Below are 2108 nucleotides of genomic sequence, written 5' to 3'. Positions count from 1 at the left end.
TTGGTGCCGCTATGCTCGATTCTGGTCTTGCCCAGTCAATTGGTAATTTTGTCGTAAGAAATGTAGGAACTAATCAGGGGCCTTTAATTCTCTCCTTGATGACTCTTACAATCGTTATGTCCGCATTTGCATCTAATACTGGTACTGTAGCATGCCTTATGCCTATGGTAATAGGTGTATGTGTAAGTGCAAAGATTCCATCAGCTCCTATTCTTATGGCACTTGCAGTTTCTGCAAATGTCGGCTGTATGCTTACTATGGTAGGTACTCCTCCTAATATGCTTGCTGTTGCTGAAATTACTGCTAATGGATATGAGTCCTACGGCTTTTTTGAATTCTCATATATAGGTCTTCCTATCTGTCTTAGTGCAGTTGCTTTTATGTACTTTGTAGGAAGAAGGATCCTGCCACAAAAATCAGCTGACGGCGGCATTATCATGCAGTCAAAGGGCGTTGTAGGTTCAAGACGTCAGAGAATTTTAGCTGTCTGTATCCTGATTTTCGTAATTTTAGGTCTTATTGTTGGAATACCTGGTCTTTCTCCTGCTATGGTAAGTCTTATTGCAGCTTTATTGTGCGTAGTTACAGGCTGTATTTCTGAAAAGCAGGCCTACAAGGGTATTGACTGGGTTACCATCTTCTTGTTTGCAGGTATGCTGCCGGTCGCAACTGCTATGCAGAAGACAGGTGCAGGTGAGCTAATTGCAAATACAGTAGTTTCAGTTGTAGGTGAGCACCCATCTGATATAAGCATCATTGCAGCTTTATTCTTGATTTCATGCTCATTAACACAGTTTATGCCAAATACCGCTACAGCAGCACTTTTAATTCCTATTGCAATGAGTATTGCAAACAAGCTTGGCGTATCACCTTATGGCGTTTTGATTACCTGTGCAATTGGAGCTTCATGTTCATTTGCAACTCCAATTGCAACACCTTGCAATACCCTGATTCTAAGTCCATCAGGTATGCATTTTAAAGATTATCTAAAAGTTGGTCTTCCACTAATTGTAATCGGTCTTATCCTGTGTATGCTGATAATACCTGTAGTGTGGCCATTCGTTAAGATATAGTTTTATAACAATAAATAAAAAAGAGAAAAGGAGTTTATTATGAATTCACTTGGCGTTATTAAGAATTTTGACAAGGATCTGTATGCATATTTTGTAAAAGAAATTGAGCGCCAGCATGGAAGCATCTCATTTATTCCTGATGAGAACTCAACTTCACCAATTTGTGCCTCCATTATGGGCAGTATCCTTGTAAATTCTGTCAACACACTGACACTTGGCAAGGTTGATTCATTAGAGGCTCTCACAGTTAAAAGACTGTGTGATGTTTTTGATGCTCCTTTTGCTTCTGTAAAGACTGTTACCATTGAGGCTGCTTCAAGAGTTGTATTCAATGCATTAACATCAAGAGGCGATGTTATCATGTCATTGGATCTTAGAAAGAAAGAGCATTGCAATACCGAGAATCTTGCATTCAGATTTGTAAATTTCGGTATCGATCCTGAAACTCAGGAACTTAACATGGATCATGTTGAGAAGCTTGCTTTAGAGAACAGACCTAAGCTTATCATTATTTCACCTGTAAACTATTCACTACCAATAGACTTTTTACGCTTTTCAAAGATTGCAAAGGAAGTTGGTGCTCTTTTATGGTGTGACCTGTCTCAGACTGCATCTTTAACTGCAGCAGGTGTGATCGATAATCCAATGAAATATGCAGATATCGTTACCTTCTCAACTCACGGTGCTATGCAGGGACCTCAAAGTGCTGTAATTCTCTGTAAGAAGGAATTGTCAGGTGTTATTCAGAGAACAGAAAATCTGTTAGGTCATACAGGTTTATTATCACCTCAGTTATCATCTCTTGCAGCAAGATTACATGAAATGAAGACAGAAGGTTTTAAGAACTACTGTATTGATGTTCTTGAAAATGCTAAAGCACTTGCAAAAGGTCTTGAAGCTGGTGGAATGAAGATCATCGGTTCAAAAACACAAACTCACCTTGTTATGATTGACACAAGAAACTGTGCAATTTCAGCAAGAGGTGCTCAAGAGCTTTTGGCTGATCTTGGTATTCATGTTAGAATTGCTCAGGTT

General features: G+C 39.1%; 2 protein-coding genes. Both read left to right on the top strand.

Annotated elements, in window-relative coordinates:
• Positions 1–1073 (top strand): SLC13 family permease (locus tag ACJML3_RS00065; protein WP_406019583.1); only part of this gene is annotated, 1073 nt, incomplete at its 5' end.
• A 39-nt stretch (positions 1074–1112) separates the two neighbouring features.
• Positions 1113–2108, top strand: a 996-nt coding sequence (locus tag ACJML3_RS00060; RefSeq protein ID WP_406019582.1) for a hypothetical protein, incomplete at its 3' end; no start/stop codon positions are given.

The organism is Succinivibrio sp. (assembly GCF_045124615.1).
Taxonomy (GTDB): domain Bacteria; phylum Pseudomonadota; class Gammaproteobacteria; order Enterobacterales; family Succinivibrionaceae; genus Succinivibrio; species Succinivibrio faecicola.
This window is presented reverse-complemented; position numbering and strand designations above follow the sequence as displayed.